We start from the raw sequence: 7,839 nt of genomic DNA, 5'->3' as shown, positions 1-7,839 counted from the left end.
TTTGATTACGTATATATTCTTCTATTACCTTTTTGTTTCTTCCTACCGTATCTACATAATATCCTGTACACCAAAATTTTCGATTTCCATATTTATATTTCAGTTGTGCATGTCGATCAAATATCATCAAGCTACTTTTTCCTTTTAGATATCCTACAAATGCTGATACACTTAATTTTGGCGGAATACTCACTAACATATGTACGTGATCCTTACACGCTGTTGCTTCTATTATCTCCACGCCTTTCCTCTCACACAAGGTACGTAAGATTTGTCCAATATCTTTCTTTATTTTCCCGTAAATTATTTGTCTTCTATATTTTGGTGCAAATACTATGTGATACTTACAATTCCAAGTTGTGTGTGCTAAACTATTATTGTCTTTTGACATAAGGACTTCCTCCTGGCTATTTATTTTCGGTTGGCGAACCAAAAATATTTTAGCACCTTGAGGAAGTTTTTTTAATACCACGCTGTAAGCTTTTTGGAACCCTAGGCATAGCCCAGGGTTTTCTTTTCTATAAAAATAAGCATGTGCTGTAAAACACATGCTCATTTATTACATCTCTTCACTCTTATTAATCCTAAATTTCAACAGTAATTTAGTAAACCAGAATGATACAAACACTATCACTAAATCCAAAAGGAATAAATGAAAGGCATTCACTCCTCTATGAAAAGTCACTAATCCAATTGCTTCTTCAATATTGGCAAAAACAAAAGCATTTAGAGCACTTAATAGTATTGTTAGTATATAAAAGTTTTTCTGATGATTTGTCGCATATTGATATACTAATATATATCCTACTGGAAGAAAAGAACCTGTAATATTTAACGCATTAGGAACAAGCGGAAATAGAAAGTATGTATGTGTTAAGAAATTCCCTCTGCTAAGAGTAAGATCTATGTATGCCCAAAGTAAATGAACAGTATAGCCAAAGAACAATATTTCAAATAATCTTCTTCTATCAATAGCTATAAACAGAATGATTAATGGGAAAATTAAAGAAATAACAATGAGCCAAAATTGCCATGTCGTATAATCCGAAAATTTATCCCAATAAGAAATGTATAAAGAATGTAATATGTCATTCTGTTCATTAATTTTTTCCCAAATTTCTTTGTAGTTCACTTCATTCATCTCCTACTTAAAGTTTCCATTATAAGAGGGGGGTTAGTAACCATCTTCATAATAAGGTTAAAAAAATTGTTTCCTTCACTAACCAACAAATTATAATGTTCCTCCTTAAATAGTTTGTACAATATATCGACAAATACTCATAAATAATGGAATTGCTTATATAACTTGCAAGTTTGTCTTAAAAAGCAAAAGCCAAGCGTTTAATACACTTGGCTTTTAAAAAAATACCCTTAGAGCTCAGATTTAAGTTTTTTTATATAGGGAGGAATTACATTTTCACGGCTACAATTGTGACAATAGTATTGCTTTACCATGTCATCACATAAGTACGTTTTTAACACAAATGCTGGAATACGTTGAGGCAATCCACAATGCTGGCAGAAAAATACGTACTCACCCTTTTTCTTCATGGACCTCACTCCATTCATTCATTTTCCATGCTTATTCGATTCCATTGCTGCCTATACTTTTAAACAATTTGCCTTTATCCATTATTATTTACTTCCATTATACTCCTAAAATGAATGTAGTACATGATTAGCAGTACATAATTTTATGCATCTTTTCCCTATATTAGAATTATATTACTTGATTCTCTTCCCATTCTTCCCTTAAAATTCCCATACGAATTGAATCATAGTATACTCCATTATAATAACGGCACTTTCTCATTCGTCCTTCCATCGTCATACCAAGCTTTTCTCCAATCTTAATCATCCGCTCATTGCCAGACCATGTTGTATACCCGACCCGGACTAAAGGCATTTTCTTAAATAAATGGTCGATCCAAAGCTTTATTACTCTTGTTCCATATCCACCGCTCCAATAATTCGGAGCATAAATAACAATTCCCATCTCTAGCCATTTGGATGGCTCATGTTCCCAATAATAGCCGACAGTGCCAATCAACTCTCCTTCTACAACAATGGCCCAGTAATCTTCTCTCTCTAGGTAGCGGTCCTTTTTTGTTAAGAATTCTTCGTAGGTTATCGCTTTATGTGCATAATACGGTGCATCCCATTTTTTCCATTCAGGTGACTCCTCTTTGAATGCCAATGTCCAAAGACGATGGAGATCCTCCTCTTTAATTGGTCTTACTATCAATTCTTTATCTTGATACAATGTTACCAGCTCCTCTCTCTTCATTACCTCCAATGGATCGCTCAATCGATGACAAACTCCAGATTATGATGATTACTTGAATGTCGACTTTTTTTCCACGCCATCTTATTATTTTCTTTCCAAAAACTAAATTTGAATTCTATACCACTTCAGGATTTAAGGTCGTTCTAGTTGCTACCATCTAAAAGAACCGTCCGTTTGTACCCTTACGTTTTATTAAAGATGTACAAATGTATCCAACAAGTAATCCCAAAACTACTCCCATTCCATCAATAATAATGGCGTCCTGCCAATGTCCTGTTCTACCAGGCACAAAGCTTTGATGCCATTCATCTGAGATTGCATAAAGGAGGGCAAGGGCGCCACTTATTACATATACCCATTTTCGTTCTATCCTTGTATGCATGAGTGTTATAAAAAGAAGAAGGCTTAATAAACAATAGCCGATAACATGTCCTGCTTTACGAAATAGAAATTCTATAAAGCCATATGGATCTGCATCAGTGGAAACAAGCTGACCATCGTACTCAAATTGAATAGATGGTAAAGGGACATTAGAAAGATCCACTTTATCTCGTAAAAATGGCTTAATATCTTGTTCCTGATATGGCATATGGGAGATGAAAAAAATAACGAGCATAGAAGCAATACAAATAAACACTAATAGATTAAATCTTTTTTTACGGGAAATTTTCAGGGGCAATTTACATTCATTCCTTTTTATATAATCGATTTTCAGCCATTCACTTTATTAAAAAATTGTAAAATTTAGTGAAATAGTAAGATGTTTTTCCATTATACAATTATTCTTCTAGTAAAGAGTAGCATTTTTTTCCTTCCTTTCTTATTTAATAACAATGTAATGATTAAATAAACAAAATATTCCCACTTTTAATAGGTTTATTGTATAATCAAACTAATCGTTTCGAATAACGAAATAGTTTGTTAGAGAAGGAGAATGAAAAATGAATACAGAGATGGAAAAGACGCTTTACCGTTCAGAAGTTCCTTTAGAACATACTTGGGACCTACGTGATTTATTTGAAACAGAAGAAGGATGGAAAGAAGAAATAGCATCGATTGAAGAGAGTATTCCTACTGTTACTCAATTTAAAGGCAAGTTTCATCAGAATGCTACAATGTTATTGGAATGCTTAAAAGCGCGAGATGCACTAAATGAAAGATTAACGAGAGCTATTACCTATGCAAATCTTAATCAATCTACAGATGGATCAAATCCTGTATATCAAGAGAACGATGCGATTGTTTCTTCACTCTATGCAAAAGTGAGTTCAAGCCTTTCGTTTATTGATTCTGAAATTCTTACACTATCAAATGATGAAATAAATACATATATGCAATCTGAAGAAGAATTGCAGGTTTTCTCCAAAACACTAAATGACCTAATGGAAGCAAAGCCTCATATGTTATCACCAGAAGCAGAAGAAGTATTAGCGGCCTTTGGCGAAATCCATGGTTCCCCTTATATGATATATCAAAGAAGCAAAACATCAGATATGGAATTCTCTTCTTTTGTTACAAATAATGGGACTGAATATCCGTTAACATTCAATTCCTTTGAAAAGTATGAAGAATCTGCTGATAAAGAGATTAGAAGAAAAGCATACGACTCTTTTACCGCAGGGCTAAATCGCTATAAAAATACGTATGCAGCTACCTATGGAACAGAAGTGAAAAAACAAGTAATCGAATCTCGTCTACGTAACTATGAATCTGTAACCGATATGCTTTTACAAGAACAGCAAGTGACAAAAGAAATGTACCATAACCAGCTGGACACCATTCTCACAGAATTAGCACCACATATGCAGAGATATGCGAGATTAAAAGAACGCATTTTAGGTTTAGATAAAATTCATTATTGTGACCTAAAGGCACCGCTTGATACAACCTATGATCCTGAAATCACCTATGAAGAAGCATCTAAGCTTATTTTAGAGGCACTTGATGTGATGGGTCCAGAGTATATGGAGATTATGGAAAAAGGTTTAAAGGATCGTTGGGTAGATTTAGCCGATAACCATGGGAAACGTTCTGGCGCCTTCTGCTCCAGCCCGTATGGTGCACATCCATATATATTAATGACATGGCATAATTCCATGCGAAATACTTTTACACTTGCCCATGAACTTGGACATGCAGGACATTTCGTTCTTGCTGGAAGAAATCAAATTATCTCCAATACTCGACCATCCCGTTACTTTGTCGAGGCACCATCTACAATGAATGAAATGCTTTTGAGTAAGCATATTATAAAAAAATCTACTAATGCCCAAATCAGAAGATGGGTAATCCTTCAATCGCTAGGCACATATTATCATAATTTCGTTACCCATATACTTGAGGGTGCATTACAAAGAAGAATCTATGAGTTAGCAGAGCAAGGAATGCCAATCACAGCAAAAGTTTTATGTGAGCAAAACCTCGCAGTCTTAAAGTCATTCTGGGGAGATAGCGTGGAAATAGATGAAGGTGCTGGGCTAACGTGGATGCGCCAACCACATTATTATATGGGGCTTTATCCATATACTTACTCTGCGGGCCTAACAGCATCAACTGCTGTCTCTCAAATGATTGAAGAGGAAGGAAAAACAGCAGTGGATAGCTGGTTAACAGTACTAAAAGCTGGCGGCACATTAAAACCATTTGAACTAATGAAATTAGCGAATGTCGACATGTCCACACCAGAACCAATCCAAAAAGCAGTGGCCTATGTTGGAAGCTTAATAGATGAATTAGAGTCTAGTTATTAATCGTCTTTAGGCTTTAGCCGAGAACCCTCGTGACTTCAGTCGTGGGTTGTTGACATTATGGAATGATATTTTTACCCTAAAACGAGCCTTTTTTACTTCTCACTTCATGAAGGAGCAATAGACAAACATAGAAAAAAGGAAGAGAAAATCAAAAAAATCCTCTTCCTTTTCCCATATTATAGCTTTTCCCCATTCGATTGAATAACATCTTTATACCAATAAAAAGAGTCCTTTTTTGAACGATTCATCGATCCGTTTCCTTCATTATCACGATCAACATAAATCATTCCATAACGCTTTTTCATTTCTCCTGTTGTAAAGGATACAATATCAATAATTCCCCATGGTGTGTAGCCAATCAAATCGACCCCATCATACAAAACAGCCTTTTCTAAAGCTTCAATATGAGCCTTTAAGTACTCAATTCTTTCTTGGTCATGGATAGCTCCATCTTCTTCCACCGTATCGATTGCTCCAAACCCATTTTCTACTATAAACAATGGGATTTGATAACGATCATATAAACGATTTAATACATATCGAAGACCTGTCGGATCAATCGACCAGCCCCAGTCACTTGCTTTGATAAAGGGATTTTCGACCGCATTCGGCAATGCTCCATTTACAATGTCCCCTGCATTATTATTAGCCACATCACTCTTAACTGTTGTAGACATATAGTAACTAAAACCTAAATAATCCACTGTCCCATTTTTTAAAATATCTTCATCACCAGTATGCATTGTAATAGAATAGCCTTCTCTCTCAAATTCCTTTAAAGCATATTTAGGATAATATCCTCGAACTTGAACATCTGGGAAAAAATATCTTTGTCTCATTTCCTCTTCAGCTAGCATAACATCTGCTGGATTAGAAGAATATGGATAGATCGGAATATGCGAAACCATTGCACCAATTTGAAAATCCGGATTTATTTTTTTCCCAACAGACACAGCTAATGCACTTGCAACTAGCTCATGATGGGCGGTTTGATACATTACCTCTTTTGCATTTTCCCCTTCTTGTATGGTTACTCCAGAATTTGTCCATAAAAATAACGGGCCAGAGACATCCATTTGATTATTAATTTCATTAAATGTCATCCAGTATTTCACCTTATCTTTATAGCGATGGAAGCAGGCTTCTGCAAATCGCACGAAACAGTCTACTACTTTCCTATTTCTGAAACCTCCATATTCTCTCGCAAGATGTAACGGCATTTCAAAATGAGATAGCGTAATAACTGGCTGAATGCCATACTTTAATAATTCGTCAAATACTTGATCATAAAAGCGTAGCCCTTCTTCGTTTGGCTCTAGCTCATCCCCTTTTGGAAAAATTCTGCTCCATCCAATCGAGGTTCGTAAGCACTTTAAGCCCATTTCTGCGAATAAAGCAATATCTTCCTTGTATCGATGATAAAAATCAATCGCTTCATGGTTCGGATAAAAATGTGCTTCTTCAATGGTGTCTGTTATTTTTCTTGGCACACCATGAGCACCTGCTGTCATAACATCTACAACACTTGGACCTTTTCCTCCCTTGTTCCATCCCCCTTCAAATTGATGGGCAGCTAAAGCACCACCCCATAGGAAATCCTTTGGCATTTTACTCATCGCTTCTTCCTCCTTCTAATTTATCATGCATTATTCGTTTGTTTATTACTCTTCTGTATCACATTTTCAAACACCATACCTCAACACTATAATTGTACCGGTATAATATTATAAATACAATATTATATTTTTATACCCTGTTAATTTTAATGAGTTTTTATAACAGATATGCTATAATCCAGCTATAAAGTTTAAAGATATTGAGGTATGTACATGTTAAAATACCAGCAAATTGCAGAAAAAATAGAAAGATATATTGAAGAAAATGGACTTAAACAAGGCAGCAAGCTACCCGTCATTGAGGCTTTAATGAAACAGTATGGGGTTAGTAAAAGCACCATTATAAAAACCTTGGAGCTTTTAGAAAAAAAAGGGATTATTTTTCAGGTAAGGGGCAGCGGTATATTTGTAAGAAGGCAAAATCGAAAAGGCTATATTAGCTTACTTTCGAATCAAGGATTTAAAAAGGATTTAGAAGATTATGTACTAACTTCGAAGATAATTGAATTAGAGGTAAGAAAACCAACAGAAGAAGTCTCCATTAATTTAAATATGGAGCTTAACGAGGATGTTTATTATGTGAAAAGAATCCGCTATATAAACGGACAAACCCTTTGCTTAGAGGAGTCTTGGTATAATAAATCGATCATTACCTATCTAAATAAAGAAATCGTTTCTGAATCCATTTTCCATTACATAACAGAAGGATTGGGATTAAAAGTTGGTTTTTCTGATGTCTATTTACAAGTGGATATGTTAAATGAGGAAGAAGCAGCTTTTTTAGGATTAGAAAAAGATGCCCCTAAATTATTAGTAGAAAGCATCTTTCATTTAACGAATGGCCAGCCATTTGACTTTTCAAAAGTCACTTATAATTATCAGCAGTCCCAGTTTTTTATTCAGGCAAATAGCCATTTCTTTTAATTAAATTCGGCTGTTTTCGTAAAGTTTCTTGCTATGACCCACAGCCTGAATACACTTTACTTTCCATGGGGCTACGCTTGAGCCTCCTCAGCTTCGCCTTTGTGGTCATACCTTCCTCGCTAACCCATGGGAGTCTACATGTATTCAGGCTGCTAAGTATTTTCTAATTAATTAATTTATTTTTCTTATTAAAAAAGCAACAATCTTTTAGAAAACAGCCTTAAATTTAAATTAATAAATGAGAAGTCACAAAAAGTGCTCT

The 7,839-nt window shown here is 35.0% G+C and carries 7 protein-coding genes; 2 read left to right on the top strand and 5 right to left on the bottom strand.

Going from position 1 to position 7,839, the window contains the following annotated elements:
* From tnpA to ADJ83_RS07190, 4 genes are all read right to left on the bottom strand, one after another.
* On the bottom strand, window positions 1-391 hold a 391-nt coding region (gene tnpA / locus ADJ83_RS07205; protein ID WP_048717347.1), incomplete at its 3' end, for an IS200/IS605 family transposase.
* A 168-nt stretch (window positions 392-559) separates the two neighbouring features.
* The gene (locus ADJ83_RS07200; RefSeq protein ID WP_031537245.1) at window positions 560-1,132 is read right to left on the bottom strand and encodes a hypothetical protein; all 573 of its coding nucleotides are present in this window, start codon (window positions 1,130-1,132) and stop codon (window positions 560-562) included.
* 588 nt (window positions 1,133-1,720) lie between these two features.
* Entirely contained in the window at window positions 1,721-2,263 is a 543-nt protein-coding gene (locus ADJ83_RS07195) for a GNAT family N-acetyltransferase (RefSeq protein WP_031537246.1), read from the bottom strand.
* A gap of 181 nt (window positions 2,264-2,444) precedes the next feature.
* Entirely contained in the window at window positions 2,445-2,966 is a 522-nt protein-coding gene (locus ADJ83_RS07190; protein WP_048717345.1) for a VanZ family protein, read from the bottom strand.
* A gap of 262 nt (window positions 2,967-3,228) precedes the next feature.
* On the opposite strand from ADJ83_RS07190, the gene pepF reads away from it, so the two are divergent.
* Window positions 3,229-5,037, top strand: coding sequence for an oligoendopeptidase F (gene pepF / locus ADJ83_RS07185; RefSeq protein WP_031537249.1), 1,809 nt, complete (start codon window positions 3,229-3,231; stop codon window positions 5,035-5,037).
* 176 nt (window positions 5,038-5,213) lie between these two features.
* Here the strand turns inward: pepF and bglA are convergent, their stop codons facing one another.
* Window positions 5,214-6,653, bottom strand: coding sequence for a 6-phospho-beta-glucosidase BglA (gene bglA, locus ADJ83_RS07180; protein ID WP_031537250.1), 1,440 nt, complete (start codon window positions 6,651-6,653; stop codon window positions 5,214-5,216).
* Window positions 6,654-6,866: 213 nt separating this feature from the next.
* Here bglA and ADJ83_RS07175 point away from each other — a divergent pair, with 213 nt between their 5' ends.
* Window positions 6,867-7,577 (top strand): GntR family transcriptional regulator, encoded by a 711-nt coding sequence (locus ADJ83_RS07175; RefSeq protein ID WP_031537251.1) that lies wholly within the window; start codon window positions 6,867-6,869, stop codon window positions 7,575-7,577.
* Window positions 7,578-7,839: the final 262 nt, after the last annotated feature.

The sequence above is a fragment of the Bacillus sp. 522_BSPC genome (genome assembly GCF_001076885.1).
In the GTDB taxonomy this organism is placed as follows: Bacteria; Bacillota; Bacilli; order Bacillales; family Cytobacillaceae; genus Niallia; species Niallia hominis.
This window is presented reverse-complemented; position numbering and strand designations above follow the sequence as displayed.